Source organism: Paenibacillus sp. FW104-T2, assembly GCF_058789975.1.
This window is the reverse complement of the sequence record NZ_JBYTCE010000016.1, coordinates 100880-123763: the sequence shown is the minus strand read 5'-3', so window position 1 is coordinate 123763 and position 22884 is coordinate 100880. Positions and strand designations below refer to the sequence as shown.

Below are 22884 nucleotides of genomic sequence, written 5' to 3'. Positions count from 1 at the left end.
AATTTGTTATCAGAAAGTAATATAATAACATAGCAAGGGAATTATATATATGAATGACAATAATCCGTTACAAGTAGACGTCTGTATTGTTGGAGCCGGACCAGGCGGCGCCCTCCTGTCTTACTTGTTGAACCGCCAAGGAATATCAACAGCACTAATTGAACGTCAACCTCATCTGCACAAGTCATTTCGCGGTGAACTGCTTAACCAGGACGGTGAAGCTGTGCTGAGCAAACATGGACTCTATTCGGGAGTAGCACAGCTTGGAGCCATGCCTTTGGAGCAGATTCAATACTGGGAGAACGGACAGATTATCCACACGGTTTACCCTGGTGAGGGAGAAACGCATGTGGGCATCCACGTACCACAGGATCACCTGCTGGATTATATTGTTTCACAATCACAGGCCCTGCCGCACAATCACGAGAAGGTACTATTTAATACGGTGATGACCGGACTGCTTAGAGATAAGACAGGAAAAACAGTAGGCATCAATGTTCGGCAAAATGGTGTTCCCGATTCTATAGAAGCAGCCATTATTGTCGGAGCGGACGGGAGATATTCTGCTGTACGAAAATACGCTGGCCTCACCCCGGATATACGCAAGCATGGGTATGATCTGTTATGGGCCCGAATTCCCGCGCCTGTAGGCTGGGAACCAGCCGTTCGTATGGCGAGCATGAACGGTCAGCAGCTGGCGCTGTTCTCCCAATACGGCGGGTATGTACAGATTGGCTGGAATATTCCACAGGGTTCCTTCTCCAAGCTGCGTGAGCAGCCCTTCGCCCCTTTTGTGGAGAAACTCGTTGAAGCCTTCCCTTGTCTCGCGGAATCGGTTGCTGCACATATTCAGACCTGGAGCGATTTTGTACTGTTATCCGTAGAGAGCAGTTATAGCGAGTCATGGACTCAGGACAATGTGGTTCTGCTCGGTGATGCGGCACATACCATGACGCCTACAGGAGCCTTTGGGCTCAATGCAGCCCTAGAAGATGCCGATGTACTTGCCGAAATTATCATTCAGATGGCCTCTGATCAATTTCAATCAATGGACCTATTGAAGCAGCTTCAGGTGATTCGCAGCAGCAAAGTGAAACAACAGCTTGCTCGTCAGGTGGAGATGGAATCCTCCTTTCAACAGCGTTACGAATCCATGCGCTACCAACCGCTCGAAATCGATAACATTTAATTCATATCAAACATGCCGATGGCTTCTGTTCAAAGGCCATCGGCATGTTTTTGCTCATTTTGCAATTATATTTCGCGACCGTTCATTGCACTTACCCGAAGCTCATTCAGGGGCAGCGACCTCGTCTCTGGATGGCGCAAATACACCGTGCGGCTCTCCCCTGGAAGCAAGTCGAAATAGTTGTCACTGAATCGCACACGTCCCAGCGGAAGCTCCAGTTTAACCAACCTTGCGATGGCACCGCTGGCTGTAACGGTAACAGACTGCTCCTCCTCATTGACATGTACACTCAGCTGGGACAACGGCAGCGCGATATCCTTCGGATCACGCAGGAAATATCGGTTAAGCGGGGCAGCAAATCCTTCCGATACGAGTTCAATCAAGACTTCTTCGGCACGTCTGCCCTGCAGCACTGCTGCTTCACTTAATACTCCAACCTTTGAAGAAGATTGGGGTTCAACCTCCACCTGCAGTGTATCCGAATATACTTTCTCCCCATTCAGCTGATATACATTAATCCGAAGATGTCCCTGTAACCCCTCAAGTTTATCGTTCACGACCCACAATGCAAGCGGATCGCCTGGCTCATGCTCCAGTGACAGTAGGATCGGATGGAAGAAGGTCTTCCCATAATAAAAGGATGCCTTGGGCAGCAGCTCATAATCAATCATGGACCAGCTCGTTCCCGGCCAGCTATCGTTTAGCTGCCACACAAGCGCGCCACTATTCCGGTGATTGATCCTCCGGAAATGTTCGATTCCGTACCGTAAGCCTTCCGCTTGAGTCAGCATCGAATAATTCATGTATTCTTCAATCGTTTGTGGAATGCCCGTGTAGCCTTCCATCAAAAGAATGCCCTTTTGGTGATTGGTATCCTTGTTGCGATAGGCCATCTCCGGACTTCCCCAGTAGAACTGCCCTTCAGGCATATTTTTCTCCAGCGTATAACGGTTGGCCGAAGCATGCATACCGAATTCACTGCTGAACAAGGCATAGTCCTTTTTATAATTTTTAAATGTTACGCCCTCAATGCTGTAGTCGAGCAGCGGTGGTTCACTGTGTTTTCTTGGGTAAACGGAACCATGCCAAACCTGCCAGTTGTGACGGTCACCAACATCCGGATCATTGGCATCATTGCCATCCTTGTCTCCAAACGGTGAAGAGGGCCAATACGGACGGGACGGATCCAGACGTTCCAGAGCCTCAGGAATCAGCTCATGATAGATCAGCTCCCCATAGAAAGGACTGGTGATGTCTCCGCTGGCAGACTTCATATCGTAAAGCCAGTCAATCTCGTTATTGCCGCACCAGAGGGCAAGGGATGCCCGGTTCCGCAGCCTGATCACATTATTTTCAACTTCGCATCTGACATTCTCCATAAAATCTTGATTGAAGTCAGGAAATAATGCATTGGCAAAGGCAAAATCCTGCCACACCAGCACCCCTTGCCGATCGCACTCATCATAAAAGACATCCTTCTCATAGATACCGCCTGCCCACACCCGCAGCATATTCATGTTTCCTTCGACGGTCAGCTCAATGAGCTCCCGATATCTTGAGTCGGGAATAGCACCAATTAGATGATCAGCGGGTATCCAGTTTGCTCCCTTGGCATACATTTTGATTCCGTTCAGTATAAAAGCAAACGCGTCTTCTCCCTGTTCATTGTGGAGGGCAAGTTCAATGGTTCGAATTCCATAGGGCTCGTGATAACGGTCTACTTCAATTCCATCTGCGTATAGGACTACCTCCAGTGTATACAAATACGGTTCACCCAGATCATGCGTCCACCACAATCGCGGTGAAGGCACAGCCAGTGTTGTATCCGCCTGTCCGCCTTGGACAGTCAGCGCAGCAGCTTGAATCACTTCCTCACCGCCCGCATCCAACAAGCGGACATCACATGTCGTGACCACAGCTTGCTTCAGCTGCTGTCTGTTTCGGAAGGACATCACCGATTTCACTTTTGCCGTAACGTCGATAATTGCCTGTTCTTGGCTGACAGACTTGGTCCGGGCAAACACACTATCCAGCTTTGCTATCTTGTGTCTCTCCAACCGGACTGCACCCCAGATGCCCACAGTAACCATGCGCGGTCCCCAGTCCCAGCCGAAATTCATCGCTGCCTTGCGCAGCCAAGGCCGTTCCTTCGTATAGGATGACCAATCGAATGTCTCTTTGTCCCGGTTGTGCAGAAACAGCGGATCGAATCGAACTGCAATGGCGTTCCACCCATGGCGGACCAGTGTCGTAACATTGAAGGTATGGGACATGAGCATATTGGCTGTTTTCCCCACCTCATGTCCGTTCACATAGACTGTTGCAAACGTATCCAAACCTTCGAAGACAAGCTCGAAATGTTCCTGATCCTCTTCTGCCTTCACCAGGTTAAAGTTGGTACGATACCACCATTCCTTTTGCTCGATCCAACGGCTCTTGGCATCGTTATGCCCGTAGTATGGCGGATCAATTATGCTCCTCGCCACCAAGGCCGAATGAACATCCCCTGGCACTTCCGCCCCGATCCAGAAACGGTCATCCAGTGCAGCAGCTGCAATGTCCATCGTCCGTTTTTCCAAGGCTTCAAAATGCTGGATCTTCCATTGACCTGACAAATCCTGACTTGAATCACTCTTCTTCATCATATGCCTCACTCCCCAGATCCCTGAATCATTCCACATTATCGAAAACGTTTGCAGAAACAACGACAACCATTCGTGCCTGCTAACTTCCTGAAGGCTTGAATGCATACGTCTCTTCGCGAAATTCACTCGGGGTCTTGCCTGTATGTTTTTTGAACAGCCTGCTAAAGTATTTTACGTCTTCATACCCACTCATGGCAGCCACTTCACTGACTTTTGCAGGAGAGACTGCCAGCATCTCCATGGCCCGCCGGATACGCATATTCGTTACAAAATCCCCAAACGTTGTACCTGTCTCTTTCTTGAACAGTTCACTGAGATGTCCCGGGTGCAAATGGATTTGGCCAGCCACCTGCTGTAGACTGATTTCTTGAGCCAACCCGGATTCCATGTAGGCAATGGCCTTTTGCACATGCGAAGCCTGCCCTTGACCCATTTGGCTATAATATGTATGCATCAGACCATATAAATGGTGAAACAGCATATCCTGAAGCTCCGCAGCATCTGCATCAGGTTCCGGCACCCATGGGTCATATCGCGCAGGCTCTTCTCTTCCTATTGCACGCATCGTGCGAACCAGCCAGCGTTGTCCTGCAATGACCGCGGAATGCAAACAGGCATTGAACGATTCTGGTGTTACCTCCGGGTCCAACACGAGTTCTTTCACAAGCTCCCGTGTCCATGTGGTGAGCGTGACAGGGTCATTATCGAGCAAAAGGGTCCCCAGCACGGTTTCCTCTTCATGCGTAAGTAATGTTTTACCACCCTTGCGGTTTTTCACATGCTCGATGCTCCAAATTTTATCGTCAAGCAGACTCATATATTGATACGCTGCGGATGCTGTTAAATAGCTTTCGTGAAGGTGTACCTCGCCACTAACCGGATGCCCTACAGCTGCACGGAGCGTACATTTCAAGAGCTGCTCCATATGATTAACTACCGTTCCCAACGTGTTCAGCAATTCCTGCTGCCTGCTCATTATCTGCATTACACCAATAATCTGTTCCTTATGAATATGTGTCGCTGCACCAGGCAGCATATCCTCCAGCATATTTTGCACGGCAAATCTCAGAAGTGCAGCAGAAGAGCGACTCCATCCTTGCGCACGAATAACAAATACAACCTGCTGATAGACCTGACTGCCGTCCCATGATACACCAGCAGACTCCGCCACGCCCGGCTTCAAAAATGCTGGACACGAACCTGTAATCACATCACCGTCAATAACCCACCGTTCAAACAATCGCTGTTTATTCTCCTGTAAAAGTCGCCCTTCCTTGGACTTTTCTGTCCAGCGGTCCATAACTCTTTGCTTGGCCTGGAGAACCGTTTTGATGATCTCTTCCGGTTTGCTCGTTTTTAACAGATAATCCGTCACACCCTGCCGAATCGCCTGCTGTGCATAAGAGAAGTCATCGTAGCCTGACAAAATAATGACCTCCATCTCAGGCAGCAATTGCAGTCCTTCATTTGCAAGTTCAAGCCCTGTCTTGCCAGTCATGCGGATGTCAGTCATCAGAATGTGCGGACGCTCCTCAGCCAACCGGGACAACGCTTCTTCAGCCGAGGCTGCTGGTGTAAGGAGATCAATCCCCAGCTCGCCCCAGGCAATAACGCTGGCAAGTCCGGTGCGAATGATCACTTCATCATCGACAATCAGTAGTCTCATGGCGATTCCTCCAGAAAGGGTATGGAAAATGAAATACGGGTCCCTCCACCGACACGGCTGTCCATTTCAAGTTGAGAAGCCGCACCATAATGGAGCAGCAATCTCTCATTAACGTTGTGGATTCCATAGCCACCAGCAGTGGGATTCACTTCTGGCAGTTTTTCCTTCAGCTGTTCCAGCCTCTCCTGGTCCATGCCGACACCATCATCCAGCACCAATACGTTCATTCGTGCTTCATCCTGATCTTGACGAATCATGATGGTGATCGTTCCCGGACCATTCTTGGGCTGAATACCATGTACCATGGCATTCTCAACGAGCGGCTGCAGCAGAAGCTTCAGCATCATCCGCTGCTCCAGTGCAGGATCCACAATATAGTGCACCGAAAATTTATCAGGGAAGCGGATGGACTGCACCCGTACATAATGCTGGATATGGGCAATCTCCTGTCCAACAGGACAGAAATCCTTGCCGTTATTCAGGCTGATGCGCAGGAAATCACTTAAACCTTCGACCATATCCGCAATCCGGCTCTCTTTTGACATCAGTGCAATCCAGTGAATGGACGAAAGGGTATTATACAGAAAGTGCGGATTGATCTGTGCCTGAAGTGCCCTGAGATCAGCTTCTTTCTTGCGGGCTTCACCTTGTATAACCTCTTCCTTCAGGCTCTCGATATGTGCACCGAGCAGATTGTAGCTCTCTCCCAGTCTGCCGATCTCATCATCACTTTCAGATCGAAACAAGGGCAGCGGCCGATCCGGGTCAATACGGGACAGGTGCCTGGTGAGCACACGGAGCGGCCTTGTCACGCGGCGGACGGTAAACCAGACCAGCCCTGCACAGATGACAGCAGAAGCCACCACGGCTACAGCCGTGAGAATCAGAATATAACCGTTCTCCGACTTGTATTGGTCGTAAGGAACTGTTCCAGTCAAGGTCCATCCAGTCAGCTGTTCCGGGTAATAGAGCAGTGTCCGTTTGTTTTCTCCGCTGCCATACGTAGTCGTCCCGCTCTCACTCTGCCGAATCAGCGTCTGCAATTCAGGCTCGACCTGCTCCAGAGTCTGCCCAAGCCGGGATTTATCCATGGAGGACAGGATCTCTCCGGATTGTCCGACCAGCTCCAGACGCCCTTCACCTCTGCCTAGTCCGAGCGCAGCCCAGTCTTTGGAAATGGCCTTTTCATCCAGGCTGATCGCGAGCCATCCGATGGGTCGATAATCATGAATGCTGCGGATGGGACGCACCAACGTGATCACATTTTGTATGCCTGCATAGTTGCGAACCGGGTAGACGCCGGTCCACATTTTTACCGCATCGCCAGCAGGAGCTGGCGGATCGGAAGTACCCGGTTCATACCAGGTAGCCGTTGTCAGAACAGCATCAAACCGATCCGGATATATCGCTATATTCGCAATATATTTTTTAGACGCCGCCAGATTGGTCATCCTGCCGACAATATCCACGCGGTCCAGTTCATGATCTTCATTTCGGCTCAGATACTGCTGAATATCGCGCTCTCCAATCAGGAAAATCGAAATATTCTCGGCGTCCTGAAGCATGTAGCGAAGATTGGCTTCCACCTGTTTCAGCGTGTCCATACCGGACAGCTTCGTCTTCTGCTCGGTAATGCGGGAAGAGATCAGAAATGCGAACAGACCCAGCGCCAGCAGCGGCACGATCATGGAGGCAGTTACGACAACCGAGAGCTTCCTCTGCAGCGATGATGTGAGCCAGCTTCCCAATTCTTTTCCTCCTCTGGATGCGCCTTCGTTTAACCCTTAACCGCTCCAGCCGTCATGCCTTTCATCACCTGTTCCTGAAAAACAAAATATAGAATTATGGTCGGAATAACCGACAGTGTCATGGCGGCCAGCGTTAATCCATAATCCGTCTGGTATCCGTCCGCGAAATTCGCAATCGCCAGCGGTAACGTTTTCAATCCTGTCTTGTTAATGAATACAAGTGCGAACGAAAAGTCATTCCAAGCATGCAAAAAACTCAGAATCGTAACGGTAGACAAGGCAGGCACTGACATCGGAAGCATGATCCGGGTAAACAGTCCCCACAGACCTGTTCCATCGATAAACGCTGCCTCTTCAATGTCGCGTGGTACACTCGTCAGATATGCCGTTAGTACAAAGATGGCCGTTGGCAAAGCAAAGGCCGTATACGGCAGGATTAATGCCCAATACGTATTCAATAGGGACATCTGCTTCATCAGAATGAACAAAGGAACCAATGTGCTATGAATGGGAATCAGCATGCCTACAACGAAAAAGGTCATGACCAGCCCTTTCCAGCGGAACTGGAATCGTGACAGTATGAATGAGGCTAGAGCTGCAATAAACAAAGTCAAAATCAATGATCCCAATGATACCACCAGTGAGTTGCCAAATGCTGTACCCAATCTGGAGCTTTCCCACGCATTGCTGAAATTGGCTACATTCCATTGGGCCGGCAAACCAAATGGCCTGCTGTAGAAATCTTCATTCGTTTTGAACGCACTGATCACAAGCCAGTAAAACGGATACAATGTTAAAATACCATACACCGTCAGCAGCGTCCAAACAATTCCGCTGCGCAGCCGGCGAACCGGATGGCCTGAGGCTCTTCCTGGTGATGGCATCATTACAGGTGTCGTACTCATTACAGTTCCCCCTCTCGTTTAATTCTCTTTTCTTTTGCGACTGGTCACCCACTGGCTTGTTCCGATAAGCAGCAAGGAGATCAATACGATGGTTGTCGAGATTGCACTACCGAAACCGTAACGGTAGGTTGTAAAGGTTGAATTATACATATACGTAGCGAGCAGCTCGGTTGCATGAGCCGGACCACCTTTGGTCATGATGTACACCAGATCAAACGATTTCAGACTGCCCGAAATACACAGAATGATCGCAACCTGCACGGTACCCCAGATCATGGGCAGTGAGATCGATACCAGCTTACGGATGCCCGAAGCGCCGTCAATTTTGGCAGCATCATGAATTTCACCAGGAATGTTTTGCAGTGCAGAGATGAAAATAATAAGGTACAAACCAACGAAGCTCCACAGCAGTGGCGGTACGAGAGAGAAGATGGCAATTTTGTCGTCAGAAAGCCATTGCAGCTTCCAGCTCTCCAGGCCGAGCGCATCCAGCAGGAAGTTCAGGATCCCGATCTGTGGATGATAGATATACTGCCAGATCATGCCGATAACGACGGTAGACAAGACCATGGGCAGGAAGACAGCAGAGCGCAGGAAGCGCTGCAGCGGATTGCTTTTGTGTAAAATGACCGCGAGCATCAGCGCTAACGGAATCTGACCGAACACGGAGGCCAGTACAAAAATGACGTTATTTTTCAGTGCCCGCCAGAATACCGGGTCATGCCAGATCTCCACATAGTTATTCAGGCCGATATATTTGGACTCCCCGATGCCGGACCAGTTGAAGAAGCCGTAATAGGCTGACCATACAACCGGAACAAATACAAACAATGCATATATGATGACTGCCGGAGCAAGCCCCAGCATAATAAAGCGACGACTGCGCAGTGCATTCATTCCTTCACTTCCCTTCATTAATGCCTTACATATCCCTACCACACATTGAAAGCCTGCAAATGAAACGGAAAACCCCTCCCCTGCCGGGAAGGGGCTATACTGCTCAGTTAATCCCATGAAGTACGAATCACCGAGCGTTTTCAATCTACAACCTATTCCTCATCGATTCTGTTAATTGCCAGCGGCATTAGCCTGTGCAGCCTGAATTTTGGCAGCGATATCTTCCGCTTTGCCGCCCATCAGCAGTTCCTGCAATCCATTATTAATAACTTCAACCGTTGCAGACCCCAGCTTGGAATCGTAAACCGGATTAATCTTCACTTCCTGCATCAGGTCGTACAATTCGATGAACAATGGATGTGCCTTGGATTTATCCAGCTCAATGTTGTAGCTAACGAGTGTACTGCTGTCCAGCGTAGCTTTTTGGCCGTCAGGCCCTGCCAGGGCATAGAACAGCTCCATGGCTGCCTCTTTTTGGGCACCACTCAGCTTTTTGCTTACACCCAGACCGGTACCTACAACGCCTGATGTCGTTCTTGGCTCTCCCTCACCACCATCTACCGGGGGAAGAATAGTAATATGCGTGTTGTCCAATACCTCCGCAGGTGCGTTGTTCACCAGGTTCGCCAGGGCCCATCCACCATTCATGACCATGGCTGCTTTCCCCTGAAAATACAGCTGCATCATCTGGGTTTCGTCAATGCTGTTGAACCCATCCTGAAATGCTTTGCTGTTACCAAGCTCCTGCATTTTGTTTAACGCCTCAATAAACTGCGGATCCGTAAAACTGGCACCATCCTGGGCTGCTGCTTTCAGAAACCAATCTGTACCCGTAATCCGGTCTGCCAATGTACTGAAGATCGTCGATTGTGCAACCCAGTTTGCCTTGTTCCCCAGGGCCATTGGAATAACCTTGTTCTCATTAAACGTTGCAATGGCCTGTTCCAATTCGGCCCACGTTTCAGGAACTTTGACGTTATACTGTTTAAACAGTGCTTCGTTGTAATAAATGAAGGAACTTGGCGCCAGATTCATCGGCACGGAGTAGATGTTTCCGTCAACTGTATATCCATCCAATGCATTCGGGATAAAGTTGTCCTTCCACTCCGGCTTCGCATCCAGCTCTGAGTTAATAGGCTGAAGCAGATCGCCTTTTACAAACTCTTTCGTCATGGCATCCGGCCACATCACAAACAAATCCGGCATTTCGTTTGCAGCTGCTACAGTACGGAGCCTTGTTTTAAGGCCGTCTGTCGGCAAGCCCTCATCCACCACTTCAATATCGGGATGTGCTGCCCGGAAATCTTCAATAATTTTTCGCATGGCTACTGCCTTTGCATCCTGTCCGGTCCAGTTATGCCACAGCGTAACCGTGACTTTATCGCTGCTGCCCGTTCCCTCCGAAGCATCACCGCCACTGCAGGCCGCGAGTACCATCGAAAACAAGGCAATTGCCACAAAACCCGAAAGCCATCTTTTTAACATCTCTATACTCCCCCTTGGCTGTTTGAATACCCTCATTGTAAATGGTAACGCTATCATAACGTAAGGTGACGATCCACGGATGGTGGGGTGAAAAATATCGGATGCCCCACCCAATAGCGTGTTACTTGTAATTAGAACAAAAAGAGCTCTCGATGTGAGAGCTCTTTAAGCAAACAATCTATTTCGTATGAAAAAGAATAAGTTCAATTTATTTCATGCTGCTTTTGATAAGTGCGGCAAAAGCTTCCGAGCCTTCCTTTGTCAGATGAACGCCATCTTTTTCAAAGTACTCATCGTGCCCTTCGCTTGCACTGTTCCAATCAATGAGGGAAACATTACTGTAGGATGAGGCTGCTTCGTCTAGTGCTCTGTTAACCGTTCGTTCCCAAGGACGAGGGACCCGGACAGTAACCAGATATACATGATTCTCATCCTTGAGGTAATCCAGCACGGAATCCAGGCTTTTGGAATTGAATGAACCGTTGGTTCCCAGTTCCAGGACAACCTGATTGCCGAGCTGGTCGTTTCGTTTGAGCCCATCCAGGACATCGGCTGCCTCCCACATCTGACGGCCAACATGACCGTCCACGTGTACCCCGGACATATGTTGTTCCAAATAAGGCTTGGCATCCAGGATGACCGAATCCCCTACCACGGTATAGTGGATCTTGCCGTCTTCAGCAGGGGGGGCTTTGTCTCCATCCTCTTGCGAAGCATCTCCTGGCTGATCCGGGTTCCCCGCAGAATCAGTCCCGTTATCATTGGCATGATCCTTATTTCCAGCAGCATCTCCAGCAGTCTGATTCGGCTCATCAGCAGCCGTTCCATCTCCTTCATCGGATGCCTGTTCCTCCGTTGTGGAAGGCTTTTCTGGCTTCGACGTCTGCTCTGCTGGCTTGTCTTGCTGATTGCCACCATCATCTGCAGGCTTGTCATTCTTCTGCGGTGCCGGCTTCTGACCGGAACCTGCAGTATCAACAGGAGCCGGAAGAACATCCTGTCCGATCTCTTCATGCACAGCATGTTCTCCATTCAATGTGGTAGACATCGATACAGAATGTGAGTCGGAGTTCGCTGCAGTGGAAATCATCATCTGTGACACGGTGAAGCACATAAACAGAACTGACATCACCACTCCGCCCCGCTTCAACCAGATCTGATGCGAACTAATACCGTTTCGCCCTCTACCCCATAGCCGGGACCAGGTATCAAGGAATCCGTTATAGCGGATTGGATTTTCGATAAACTTCAATGATAGTGAAGCCAGCACTACCGTTGCTGCCACCTGCAGAATCATTCGAACCGGATTTAAACCTCCCGTATCGACCACAGGACTTGTCAGGATGATTACAGGATAATGCCAGAGATAGAGCCCATAGGAACGCTCTCCAATCCACCGCAGCGGTTTTGCACCAATCAGGCGTCCCAGCATCGAAGAGGGATGAGCCAACACAGCCACCAGCAGCGTAGTAGCTATGGCTTGAAGTACCATCCCCCCTTGGTAGAGCGATGGTTCATATTCACTGCTGTTCAGCATCATGTAAACCAGCAGGGCCAGCGCTGCCAAGCCCGAAACATCGAGCACCGCTCGATTAAGGCTCGCAAGGGAGGAGGACAGTTTGCGGCTTGGCCACACAACAGCCAGGGCAGCCCCGGCCAGCAAGGCAAAAGCACGCGTGTCCGTTCCATAGTATACTCGGCTCGGGTCCAGATTCGGATTATATAGAATAGCCATTGCTCCAGCGGATAACTCAGCGGCAACGACAATAAAAACTACGAGCCATCCCTTTCTTTTGAACAGCTTAATTGAAAGGATAAGGAGCAGCGGCCACACCAGGTAAAACTGCTCTTCCACGGCAAGCGACCAGAAATGTCCGAACGGTGATGGAGGACCGAAACTCTCAAAATAGGATACTTGGTGGAAGATATACCACCAATTGCTTATGTATAATACACCCGATATAACGTCCCCACGCAGGGCAGCAAGCCGGGAAGGATCTGTGAAGAGAATCCAAATCATGACCACTGCAGTCATGGTAAGCATGCCAGGCACGAGACGCCTGATTCGTCTCACCCAAAAATCACCGAGTGATATGCGTCCATGTTCCTGCCATTGGGACACAAGAATATCAGTAATCAGATAACCTGATAAAACAAAGAAAATGCCTACACCGAGCAAACCGCCGGGAATAAAACTCAGATTAAGATGATATCCAATCACAGCAACCACGGCAATGGCCCGCAGACCATCCAATCCGTTCATATGCCGCCTGTTGTTCAACGTTTGTGACATTCGCGCCCCTCCTTGTTGCTTCGGGCCCACATCGTGGATGTCTGGGGCAGCTGCAAATCAGCTTGGCTTCGCATCGTGATTCTGGTTGTCATTAACATACGTATTGCACCTTTCGTCATTCATTTCCAATATATCGATCAACACTCACGTTTAGCATTATACGCTTAAGCGCAGTGAGATAAATTACAGCAGTAGTTACAAAGTGGTGAAACGATGTAACCTTTCCTGCCAGCTAATATAGCTGTAAAATCATACTCCAAAATTGTCGTTTAATACAGTCTTTTTCTTGGGCTGGGTAATATTACCTCACTACCATATCAATACAAAAAGACTGCCGACTTCCTCAGCAGCCACAATCCATTATAAACCTATCCCCAGCCGGATTGAAAGTTTTGCCCATAAATGCTTCTAGATGCCTAGGACTCTGGAGGTGAAAAGGATGAATCCTCTTTTATTCCGGGAATCCTCTAGTTGGAATCATCCTTTGAAGCTCGCTGATTCTACGTCAGGTCATACAAAAAGGGCGACCAAAGTGCTGGTCACCCTTAACTGTATTCTTCTCATCACATTAACCTGGATGATGTCTATCCTCTAATTACATTTGCTGTATCCACATTGGCTGCAAGTCTTGCAGCCTTCAATATTGATCAATGAAGCTGAACCACAGGAAGGACACAAATCTCTCGATGCTGTATAGGTTACTGTCGGTTCGTCAACAATTGCCGATTCAGAAATTCGATTCATACTCCGGTCTGCCTCTTCATTAGTAGAGGATGCACTCTCTTGAGAGGTGCTCTGTACATGGCTTTCGAGCGCTTTCGCTACTGCATCTGCGATGGACTCTACCCGGTTTACACCAAAGCCAATCGCTCCCGAACCACCGATGCCTTTCAGATGTTTGATAAGAAGTTCGACTTTATGTCCGTGATCACCATATCGCAGGAACAGGGAGCACACTCTTCCCAGTGCTTCCGCCATGGCGAATACATCGGAGCCGGCTTTACCCACGTTCAGGAAGATTTCAGCCGGAATGCCGCCCAGGTCGTTGATCGTAATATAAGCCATGCCAAACGGAGTATTTATTTTGTACGTTGCTCCCCGCAGTACCTGCGGACGACTCTTGTACTGTTTATCCAGTACTTTGGCAGATGACGAAGCCGCCACAATTGTTTTGCCCTTGTTCCCTGTCTCCGATGGTGTCGACGTGAAGGCTGTCGTTTCGTTTGCAGCACTCGTTTCTTTAACCGGATCTGTCACATTTGTTTGTTCACTTACTTCGCTCTTCGCCTCTTCCTTCTTCGTCGTGGAGAGGACCTGTACATCGCGGCTGCCGTCCCGGTAGATCGTTACGCCCTTACAACCGAGATCAAAAGCAAGCTCATACAACTGTGCCGTATCTTCAACCGTAAAATCAGCCGGACAGTTGGCCGTCTTCGAGATGGAGCTGTCCACCCACTGTTGAATCGCTGCCTGCACCCGAATATGATTTTCTGCTGACAGATCCATGGCCGTTACATAATAGTCGGGAAGTTCCTCGCCGGGGTGTTCATCCAGCCACTCCTGGGCAATGGGGACAAACTGCTCATCGTAACCGAGCCGGCTTTGACGGAAATATTTAAACGCAAAGTAGGGTTCGATCCCTGTCGACGTACCCACCATCGTTCCCGTACTTCCTGTTGGGGCCTGCGTGATAAGCGTTACATTACGAATGCCTTGCTTACGAATGGCCTCTCCCACTTCAGGATAGGTCCCGACCAGATTTTTCATGAATCCACTCTGTAAATACGGCTCCACTTCAAAGGCAGGGAATGCTCCCTTCTCGGCCGCAATCTCTGCTGATGCGAGGTATGCTTCTTTTGCGATAAAGCCATACAGTTTATCCAGAAATTCAAGAGATTCCGGACTGCCGTACCGGATGCGCAGCTTAATCATCAGCTCCGCGAGACCCATCGTGCCTAGTCCAACCCGGCGCTCCCGCTGCTGATTCTTCTGGTTTTCCTCAAAATGATAAGGTGTCGCATCAATCACATTGTCCAAAAATCTGGCCGAAATGCGTGTCGTCTCCGCCAGCTCCTGCCATGCTACATCATGACTGGTTTCATCGTAAAATTTGGATAAGTTGATAGCCGATAGATTGCAGACGCCCCATCCTGGCAGGCCTTGTTCGCCGCATGGATTGGTACATATAATCGGATTAAAGTACCAGCTGTTGGACATCTGATTGTAGTACTCCATAAAGACAACACCCGGCTCTGCTGATTTCCAGGCCGATTCGATAATCGTACGCCATATATCCCGGGCCTTTACTGTGCGGTAATGGATAACCTCGCGCCCGGCTTCCTTCCATTGCTGCAGATCCCCGTTCCACGCGTTGTCATACTCGGGATCGCTCGTATCCGGAAAAACAAGTTCCCAGTCCCCGTCCTGTTTGACGGCTTCCATAAATGCGTTGCTCACACATACGGACAGATTGGCATTGGTGACCTGCCCCATCGTTTGTTTGACGGTAATAAAATCCATCACATCCGGATGCCAGTCGTTCATCATCAGCATAAGTGCTCCCCTGCGGCTGCCTCCCTGTTCAATTAATCCAGTGGTATAACTGAACAGACCTCCCCAGGATACCGAACCGCTGGAAGATCCATTGACCCCTTTAACAACGGCACGACGCGGACGGAGTGACGACAGGTTGATGCCAACCCCGCCACCGCGAGCCATAATTTCCGTCATTTCAGTCAACGTTTTCATGATGCCGCCCCGACTGTCCTGCGGAGAAGGAATGACATAACAGTTAAAGAGGGTCAGCTCATCGCTAGCACCCGCACCAGCAGCAATTCGGCCTCCCGGAACCAGCTTCCAATCGTCCAGGACAGCCCGGAACTTGGATTGCCACTTTTGCTGTTCTTCCGGAGTGGACTCTACAGATGCCATCGCTCTCGCGAGCCGGTCCCACATCTCCTCCGGTGTTTTTTCTATATTAAGTGTCAGCTTCTCCACTTCCGTCTGGATCGTTTCTCCACTGCGAGTCTTCACTTTCACTGTCTGACCCTGCCGTTCCATGATTTCCCCCACTTCCTTTGTCGGAAATTTCGGGTCATCTTTCGTCAGAACGAGTACAACATCTCCTACCTTCGCATGGTTTGGATCAGCATCCTTCCAGGCATAACGGTCCAAAAATATTTTTTCACTTAGTCCTTCCAACTTGTGCGACAATTTGTTCGAATTCATTATGTTTAACAGCCTCCCCAAAAATCCCATTACATTTCTATTATGTGTTTAAATTATGCCAAAACACCACATATAGTGATTTATATTCAGTATAGTACACCATATATTGATTTTCCATGTGACTTAAGTCACAGCTTCCCTTTCTATTCGCCCTGTACTTGGACTAGCTCACTCTTACGCCATCAGACTCTCTCATTCAAAATTTGTGAATTTTTTTAGACATAAAGGTTCGAATTCGCACCTTATTTGGAGGTAGGTTATGAACTGCCTCTCATTCGTCCATACTATGAGCTACGAATAAAACGTCATCATGTATGGCAGGGGAGGAATCACCATGAACCGGAAACATCCGCTTCACATGAATCAACCTGCAGCAGAACTGCCCGTTCCGCTCGAATTCGATCGCAGCTGGCTGACCCAATTGGAGTCACGGCTCGATAAAGGCGGTCCTTGGGGAGATTACAGACTCTTTCAGCTTGGTATTCAAGCCGAAGAGACCAATCTGATTCCCAATTTTGATGAAATACAGTGTCTGAAGCATTTGCAGGGACTGACGCCGCTTCCGCACCAGATGGACACTGCACGCAAAGTATTATTTGAAATGTCAGGCCGTGCCATTCTTGCCGATGAGGTCGGTCTGGGAAAAACCATAGAAGCTGGTCTGATTTTGAAAGAATATATGGTCCGCGGTCTCGTATCCAAGGTCCTCATTCTCGTGCCTGCATCCCTTGTTCTTCAATGGGTACGAGAGCTGAATTCAAAGTTTGGCATCCCCGCAGTTGCACAGAAAAAAGCCTATTCCTGGCAAAATGAAGTGGTTGTGGCTTCCATGGATACGGCTAAGCGAGATCCGCATAAGGACATCTTGCTGAGTACGGACTATGACATGATCATTATTGACGAAGCCCACAAACTCAAAAATAAAAAAACGACCAACTATCAATTCATGCTGAAACTGCGGAAAAAATATTGTCTGCTGCTGACTGCAACACCTGTACAAAATGACATGAGCGAGCTGTTCAATCTCATAAACTTGCTGAAGCCGGGCCAGCTGGGTCGTCAAGGTGACTTTAGTGCCAATTTTGTCGTGGATAAACGAATCCCCAAAAACCAGGAACAGCTTAAGGACGAATTGTCCAAAGTCATGATCCGGAACCGTCGCGGTGAAGGACCAGTACAGTTCACCAAGCGGAATGTTTCCAATGTGAATTTGCAGCTATCTCCTGAAGAGCAGGCACTCTATGATGGGGTAACTTCCTTTGTTAAAGATCAATATCAGGAGGCTGGTGGAAACCTGAGCAGCATGCTCTCCCTTGTTACGCTGCAGCGGGAAGTGTGCAGCAGCCGGGATGCAGTATTTGTTACGTTGGTCAATCTGTCCAAGAAGCTCCCGCTGGACTCCCCGCTCCGGGACAAAATTTGGGATCTGGTTGCCCATATCAAGGCCATTAAGGAGAATACGAAGGCCGAGAAAACGATGGAACTGATTCGAAACATGAATGAGAAAGTCATCATCTTCACCGAATACCGGGCCACGCAGGAGTATCTGCTGAATTATTTTCGCAACAACGGACTTACGGCTGTTCCATATCGTGGCGGCATGAACCGGGGGAAAAAGGACTGGATGATGGACCTGTTCCGAGGTCGTGTTCAGGCCATGATCGCAACCGAAGCTGGTGGCGAAGGCATTAACCTTCAATTTTGCCACCATATGATTAATTTCGACCTGCCCTGGAACCCGATGCGTGTAGAGCAGCGAATTGGCAGGGTACATCGGCTGGGACAGCAAAATGACGTCAATATCTACAATCTGTCGACGACAGGCACAATTGAAGAACATATTCTGAATCTGCTGCATGAAAAGATCAACATGTTCGAGATGGTCATCGGCGGACTGGACGTTATTCTGGAACGCCTGGAGAAAAAGGAATCCATCGAAAAGAGTCTCTATAAAATCATGCTCGAATCCCAGAACGAAGATGACATTCGCCGGAAAATGGATTCGCTAGGACAATCGCTGAATTCCATTCAGCGTGAAGTCGCCGATGAAGTGCCCTCCGTCTCCCTTCTGGATCTGGGCAAAGGAGGACACTGACCATGACCATGTCACCCCAAGAAGTTCAAGCCTATGTGACAACCTATCTCGAAGCCATGGAATGCCAGATCATGGAGCGTTCTCCTGCACATCTAACTGTTAAACTATCGCCGGAAGCCGACAAGGCTTTAACCAACCGTCCGTACTATTGGGGATTTGTTGAGCGCACTGGAGCTCCGGCGGAAACGATGTCCTTTACGTTCGTATTTGATCCGGCAGCACATCAGCAAGCCATCGAGGCAGCAGAAGCCAGAGCCGCTCAGGCATCTCCCTCGCTCTCTGCAAGTCAGAGCGGACCTGTCGGCCCAGGCAGCGCTGGGTCTGGTTCTGGAGCAGATGCACCTAAAGAAACCATTCTTGGCCGCTATTTCGGCATTACTCCAGCTCTCCCGCAGCTCGGGCCAGGCCGCATCCTACGTGAAGACGTCGTCTATGGCAGTCGCAGGCTGCAGCAGATCTTCGAGGCAGCCCGTGAAGGCGGCGCATTCGTGAACCTGTTTGAGCAGGCACCCAAACGTCAGCTGCGCGCTGCCGCACCAGCTGTATATGAACCATGGCTTGGTGTATGTTTCAAAGTGGAATTCGCCTGTGATTTGAAACGGGAGGAGCTCCATTTTCTTGGCATCTCCCTTCGCACAGGTGAAATTATCGAACAATTCGGTTCCAAGCTGAACCGACGAGACCTCAGCCCAAGGCTGGCTGAGAACATGCATGTCCAGACAGCCAAGGTATCGCTGTCGGATGCTGGAGCAGCACTCGAGAAACACCTTACCAGGCGGCTGCTGGAACTGGATTATGGTTGGGCTGAACAAGCCAAGGCACGACTGGACCTGGAACTTGCTGTGGTTGATGCGTATTACGAAGCCGTACTGAGGGAGGATACACCTGAGGTTGAGTTAGACGACAACTCCGGAGGAGTTGGTCATAATTCTGCATCCACCAAGCAAGAGCCCGTGACGAACGCCATGAGGATTCAGTCTACTGCGGGGGATCACTCCGGTGTACCTCCTGTGAATCGAATATCCGCAGGCATGGCTAAATTGGAGACACACGCGGATGCCGAACTTGCTGCTGAACAGGCTGTCCCTTTCGATGAGGAAACGGATACCGAGCAGGAGAAGGCACGCCAGGCAGTTCTGGACCGTGAAGCGATGAAACTGCAATACGAAACCCGCCGGACAGAAATGATCTGGCAGTATGAGCCGAAAGTGAAGGTCACGGCCATAAGCAGCGGCATGTTTCATTTAAGATAGACGCAGACACTACTTTTCCAGCAAATGACGGCAAAAGTAGTGTTTATTCATGAGCAGCCACCCGACAGGTTACAGCAACCTTTGCATGGCTTGTCCACTAGAATGAACCTAGAAGTGATCGTGCAGCGAATAATCGTCCCTGTTCGTCATAATGTACTCCAGAAAAAGAAGGTGTTAATTGTGAACCAAATCTTCCATAGGCCATGGCTTGTCATCCGCCGGGCAGCCGGCGTGGGTGTCATGTGCCTTTTGGGTTTAACTACGTTGTCCACAACATTGCAGGCAGAAGATGTCTTAGATTTGCAAGCAGCCACCACAGAACTTTCCTACCAGCTAACGACGGCAAAAAGCGATGCTTCCCATGCATCTGACAAGTTTGCTCCTGCTGTTGTTCAGCAGTTTGCTCTTCAACAGGTCAAGGCCTTGGGCTCCTTACAACAGATGGACCAAGGCTGGAACCAGGCGCAGCTAGACTTTACGCCTCTTGGTCCCGGAACACACAGCTGGCTTGTAAACGCTCATATCGATGGAACATCTGTTGGATATATGATCATTACAGCTAACCGTACAGGGAACCTGCAGCTAAGCGAGTACGGACAGGGAGAACACAATCCATATGACCTCTCTCTGCTGCTGCAATCTCTTCAACGACATCATCTGAATCTGGAGGAATTGTCACATGCAGAAGACATCCAGTTACGTTATGCCTCCCCTCTTCTTGCCTATTGGAAAGTAGAGCAATCCGGTGCTGGCACCATCTATATCGATGCAACCAACGGTGACACTTTACCGAATGGTGCTGTAAAGGCCATGGAGCGTGAATCTCGGGTTGAACATACTCGGCCGCCTTCTCCTACGCTATCCTTGTCTGTACAACTCCAATCCAGAACAGATGAGGTGCCCAAGATTCCAGCCTTTTCAGCGGATCCGATCCACGTGCAACCGGATTTTGATCCTGCCGATAATCTCTTGTGGATTACTTCAGAAGCCGTCCCTGTAACAAGTTTACAGCCGTTGATACAGCAGTGGAAAAACCATCAGGCCGTTGTCTTTTCGGCAGATGAGCGCAATGTATTATATGGAGGCCCTCTTCCTGTTACCGGATATCAGATCTGGAGAATGGATGATGGTTCGGAGCATATGGAATATGTAGCGATTGGGGGACATTCTTCCGTAAAACGGTTCGTTCTGATCGACACGTTAATGAACGACGGTCATTTTTATACTTTCAAGCCGTGAAGCCGTGAGTTTTGTATAGTCTCAAGCAAATACAAATAAGACGCCTTCCTCTGATTTCAAAATCAGGAACGCGTCTTTTTATGTTGTGGCTAAAAGCCGTTTATCCCTTTCCAGAGGAGCTTCGCTTCTGCATTTCCCCGCGTGGATCCAGTGCTTTTTCCTTTTTCCCTACCCACAATGATACGGCAAAGGGGAGCATGCCAAACCATTTCATCGCCCAAGGCTCTTTTACCTTGGAGCGCCCTTTCCGCTCTTCCTTCGGTGTATCCATAAAATGAACAACCCGCTGCGTAATGTACTTCACCAGCTCATCACTCTTGGCCATCCATCTCTGCCTCCTTTTATACCTGAGCATTTATGTGAACTGCTCAACTGTAATGCGCAAGCTTACGATACATCTATTGTGTGCAAAACGGCCCATGCATAAACATTTTTTTTGCTGCTGAGAGTATGAAAAAACCAAGAATGCACAGTCTAATGCCAAAGGTATCCATCCTAATACGCTTTTGCAAGAGATGCCTATGAGAAAAAGGAGCGTGCATACACATGGTTAAGCTGCTATCTGCGTTAGTGGCATCGCTGATCGCGTTCAATTCTATACTTGTGTTATCTGCGCAGGTATCCTCCGCGGCTATTCCGTCAACTCATCCCAACTCAAAATCCGTGAGTCCTTCCTTGCTGCCTGTAACGGATGGTGACAGTTATCGTTCCACGCATCACGCATTTGCTGCACCAGTTATATTGCTGGATGTTGGACATGGTGGTATTGATGGAGGTACGTCTGATCATGGGGTGCTTGAAAAAGACATCAATCTGGCTATCAGTCAAAAGGTGTACCTCCTGCTTCGCAGCAAAGGATATGCTGTCATCATCAACCGGCTGGGGGATTATGCCCTTAGTGACGAAAACCGCTGGCTGAACAGCAGATCCCGCCATCGCAGGGATCTGGCACAGCGCAAGAGTCTCAGTGAAGAAGTAAGCACGGATATTGTGGTCAGCATCCATGGGAACTGGAGTCCAAAATCGTCTACAAGGGGGCCAGTTGTCCTTTACCAGAATGAAGGCAGGAGCTACCTTCTGGCAGACTCCATCCAGACCGAGCTAAACCATCTATTTGGCACTCGGCGCGGTGTTGTGTGGGGCAAGCCTTTCTACCTGCTGAATCAGATTAAACAGCCGGCCGTTATCGTTGAGACCGGATTTCTGAGCAATGCAGAGGACCGGGCCATGATGAATGATCCTGCAGAGCAGAAGCGCATTGCCCAGTCCATTGCAGACGGCATTATTTATTATTTGTCGGTAGTGTAGGGGCAGCATGCCAGTGCCAAACTTCACGCACCAGATCACCGATGCCAACAAACTCTATATCACCCTTCAGCTGGGTGACGGAATCGCGAACAACGCTGGATGTGTTTAGTCCCGTCTGACCAACATGCCCAATGACAACGCACATATTCTTCTCGACGGCTCGCTTGGCTGCCAATTCCATCTGATGGCGAATATGCGGCTTCGAATTCCGGTCGTCCAGAAAAATATCATTACCGACCGGAGGCATGCCTTTGGATACCGCGAGTTCACCCACGACCGAACGGAAATTGGTACGACTATCTACAAAAAACAGTCCTCGTTCCCGGCAAACATCAAGCACAATTGACATGATTCGTTTGTCCGAAGTAACTTTGGAGCCCATGTGATTGTTCATGCCGATGGCGTAGGGAACATCATCAATGGCTTTCTCCACTCGTTCGCGGACCTCATCGTCTGTGAGACTGGATGTAATCGCACCGGGACCGAGCCATTCAGGTCTTCCTGATATGGGTTCCATGGGCATGTGAACGATTACATCCATCCCTTTTTCATGTGCAGCAATAGCGTCCTTTTTCGTGGTGGGCAAAAACGGCATGACCGCAAGCGTCAGCTTGACTGGCATGTCCAAAATTTCCGCCGTGCCTTTCATATCGTTTCCCGCATCATCAATGATGATCGCCATTCGTTTGAGCTGTGGTTGGGATGAAGTCATTACCGCTGCCTGAGCAGGTTCTGTGACCAGTGATTCTGCACTACAGGTAAACGAGTTTACTCCATAAGTAATAAACAGCATATTCACCATCACCCATGCAGTACGAATCGTCCATGTACTGGACCATACTTTACGTTCGGCCTTTTTCATCCATCGTTCCCTCCTTTGTTCGTTCCCCTCATTATTTGAACATTGAAGAAGGAATATGTTAGACAAAAAAA

At 49.4% G+C, this 22884-nt stretch carries 15 protein-coding genes; 5 read left to right on the top strand and 10 right to left on the bottom strand.

Annotation, left to right across the window (positions count from 1 at the left end; translation table 11 throughout):
• Window positions 1-49 precede the first annotated feature (49 nt).
• Window positions 50-1189 carry an FAD-dependent monooxygenase gene (locus AC3WQ3_RS19855; RefSeq protein WP_336779541.1) on the top strand — a complete coding sequence of 380 codons (1140 nt, stop codon included), beginning with the start codon at window positions 50-52 and terminating at the stop codon, window positions 1187-1189.
• A 65-nt stretch (window positions 1190-1254) separates the two neighbouring features.
• Here AC3WQ3_RS19855 and AC3WQ3_RS19850 read toward each other — a convergent pair whose 3' ends face one another.
• From AC3WQ3_RS19850 to AC3WQ3_RS19815, 8 genes are all read right to left on the bottom strand, one after another.
• Window positions 1255-3831: a beta-mannosidase gene (locus AC3WQ3_RS19850; RefSeq protein WP_492473274.1), complete on the bottom strand. Its 2577-nt coding sequence runs from the start codon at window positions 3829-3831 to the stop codon at window positions 1255-1257.
• Between the two features lie 82 nt (window positions 3832-3913).
• Entirely contained in the window at window positions 3914-5500 is a 1587-nt protein-coding gene (locus AC3WQ3_RS19845) for a helix-turn-helix domain-containing protein (protein ID WP_492473255.1), read from the bottom strand.
• Entirely contained in the window at window positions 5497-7248 is a 1752-nt protein-coding gene (locus AC3WQ3_RS19840; protein ID WP_492473254.1) for a sensor histidine kinase, read from the bottom strand. The genes AC3WQ3_RS19845 and AC3WQ3_RS19840 overlap by 4 nt, the downstream gene beginning before the upstream one ends.
• Window positions 7249-7277: 29 nt before the next feature.
• A complete protein-coding gene (locus tag AC3WQ3_RS19835; protein WP_492473253.1) occupies window positions 7278-8153 on the bottom strand; it encodes a carbohydrate ABC transporter permease in 876 nt (291 codons plus the stop codon).
• Window positions 8154-8171: 18 nt separating this feature from the next.
• A complete protein-coding gene (locus AC3WQ3_RS19830; RefSeq protein ID WP_095287994.1) occupies window positions 8172-9050 on the bottom strand; it encodes a carbohydrate ABC transporter permease in 879 nt (292 codons plus the stop codon).
• Between the two features lie 171 nt (window positions 9051-9221).
• Window positions 9222-10535: an extracellular solute-binding protein gene (locus AC3WQ3_RS19825; protein WP_492473252.1), complete on the bottom strand. Its 1314-nt coding sequence runs from the start codon at window positions 10533-10535 to the stop codon at window positions 9222-9224.
• Between the two features lie 208 nt (window positions 10536-10743).
• Window positions 10744-12828, bottom strand: coding sequence for an acyltransferase family protein (locus AC3WQ3_RS19820; RefSeq protein ID WP_492473251.1), 2085 nt, complete (start codon window positions 12826-12828; stop codon window positions 10744-10746).
• Between the two features lie 591 nt (window positions 12829-13419).
• Window positions 13420-16056, bottom strand: a complete 2637-nt coding sequence (locus tag AC3WQ3_RS19815; protein ID WP_492473250.1) for an adenosylcobalamin-dependent ribonucleoside-diphosphate reductase — start codon at window positions 16054-16056, stop codon at window positions 13420-13422.
• Window positions 16057-16390: 334 nt separating this feature from the next.
• Here AC3WQ3_RS19815 and AC3WQ3_RS19810 point away from each other — a divergent pair, with 334 nt between their 5' ends.
• From AC3WQ3_RS19810 to AC3WQ3_RS19800, 3 genes are read left to right on the top strand one after another with little or no spacing between them, the layout of a single operon-like run.
• On the top strand, window positions 16391-18151 hold the full coding sequence (locus AC3WQ3_RS19810) for a DEAD/DEAH box helicase (protein ID WP_154893672.1): 1761 nt from the start codon (window positions 16391-16393) through the stop codon (window positions 18149-18151).
• 2 nt (window positions 18152-18153) lie between these two features.
• Window positions 18154-19404: a YqhG family protein gene (locus AC3WQ3_RS19805; protein ID WP_492473249.1), complete on the top strand. Its 1251-nt coding sequence runs from the start codon at window positions 18154-18156 to the stop codon at window positions 19402-19404.
• A 24-nt stretch (window positions 19405-19428) separates the two neighbouring features.
• A complete protein-coding gene (locus AC3WQ3_RS19800; protein ID WP_492473248.1) occupies window positions 19429-20643 on the top strand; it encodes a hypothetical protein in 1215 nt (404 codons plus the stop codon).
• Between the two features lie 100 nt (window positions 20644-20743).
• Here the strand turns inward: AC3WQ3_RS19800 and AC3WQ3_RS19795 are convergent, their stop codons facing one another.
• Entirely contained in the window at window positions 20744-20968 is a 225-nt protein-coding gene (locus tag AC3WQ3_RS19795; RefSeq protein ID WP_095358801.1) for a YqzE family protein, read from the bottom strand.
• Window positions 20969-21189: 221 nt separating this feature from the next.
• On the opposite strand from AC3WQ3_RS19795, the gene AC3WQ3_RS19790 reads away from it, so the two are divergent.
• Window positions 21190-21951: an N-acetylmuramoyl-L-alanine amidase gene (locus AC3WQ3_RS19790; RefSeq protein ID WP_492473247.1), complete on the top strand. Its 762-nt coding sequence runs from the start codon at window positions 21190-21192 to the stop codon at window positions 21949-21951.
• Here the strand turns inward: AC3WQ3_RS19790 and AC3WQ3_RS19785 are convergent.
• Entirely contained in the window at window positions 21926-22813 is an 888-nt protein-coding gene (locus AC3WQ3_RS19785) for a divergent polysaccharide deacetylase family protein (RefSeq protein WP_492473246.1), read from the bottom strand. The genes AC3WQ3_RS19790 and AC3WQ3_RS19785 overlap by 26 nt on opposite strands.
• Window positions 22814-22884 lie beyond the last annotated feature (71 nt).

Bases quoted from the DNA above. Each gene is read 5' to 3' on its own strand.
- AC3WQ3_RS19855 (WP_336779541.1), top strand. From the start codon at position 50: ATGAATGACAATAATCCGTTACAAGTAGACGTCTGTATTGTTGGAGCC.
- AC3WQ3_RS19850 (WP_492473274.1), bottom strand. From the start codon at position 3,831: ATGAAGAAGAGTGATTCAAGTCAGGATTTGTCAGGTCAATGGAAGATC.
- AC3WQ3_RS19845 (WP_492473255.1), bottom strand. From the start codon at position 5,500: ATGAGACTACTGATTGTCGATGATGAAGTGATCATTCGCACCGGACTT.
- AC3WQ3_RS19835 (WP_492473253.1), bottom strand. From the start codon at position 8,153: ATGAGTACGACACCTGTAATGATGCCATCACCAGGAAGAGCCTCAGGC.
- AC3WQ3_RS19830 (WP_095287994.1), bottom strand. From the start codon at position 9,050: ATGAATGCACTGCGCAGTCGTCGCTTTATTATGCTGGGGCTTGCTCCG.
- AC3WQ3_RS19825 (WP_492473252.1), bottom strand. From the start codon at position 10,535: ATGTTAAAAAGATGGCTTTCGGGTTTTGTGGCAATTGCCTTGTTTTCG.
- AC3WQ3_RS19820 (WP_492473251.1), bottom strand. From the start codon at position 12,828: ATGTCACAAACGTTGAACAACAGGCGGCATATGAACGGATTGGATGGT.
- AC3WQ3_RS19815 (WP_492473250.1), bottom strand. From the start codon at position 16,056: ATGAATTCGAACAAATTGTCGCACAAGTTGGAAGGACTAAGTGAAAAA.
- AC3WQ3_RS19810 (WP_154893672.1), top strand. From the start codon at position 16,391: ATGAACCGGAAACATCCGCTTCACATGAATCAACCTGCAGCAGAACTG.
- AC3WQ3_RS19805 (WP_492473249.1), top strand. From the start codon at position 18,154: ATGACCATGTCACCCCAAGAAGTTCAAGCCTATGTGACAACCTATCTC.
- AC3WQ3_RS19800 (WP_492473248.1), top strand. From the start codon at position 19,429: ATGACGGCAAAAGTAGTGTTTATTCATGAGCAGCCACCCGACAGGTTA.
- AC3WQ3_RS19795 (WP_095358801.1), bottom strand. From the start codon at position 20,968: ATGGCCAAGAGTGATGAGCTGGTGAAGTACATTACGCAGCGGGTTGTT.
- AC3WQ3_RS19790 (WP_492473247.1), top strand. From the start codon at position 21,190: ATGGTTAAGCTGCTATCTGCGTTAGTGGCATCGCTGATCGCGTTCAAT.
- AC3WQ3_RS19785 (WP_492473246.1), bottom strand. From the start codon at position 22,813: ATGAAAAAGGCCGAACGTAAAGTATGGTCCAGTACATGGACGATTCGT.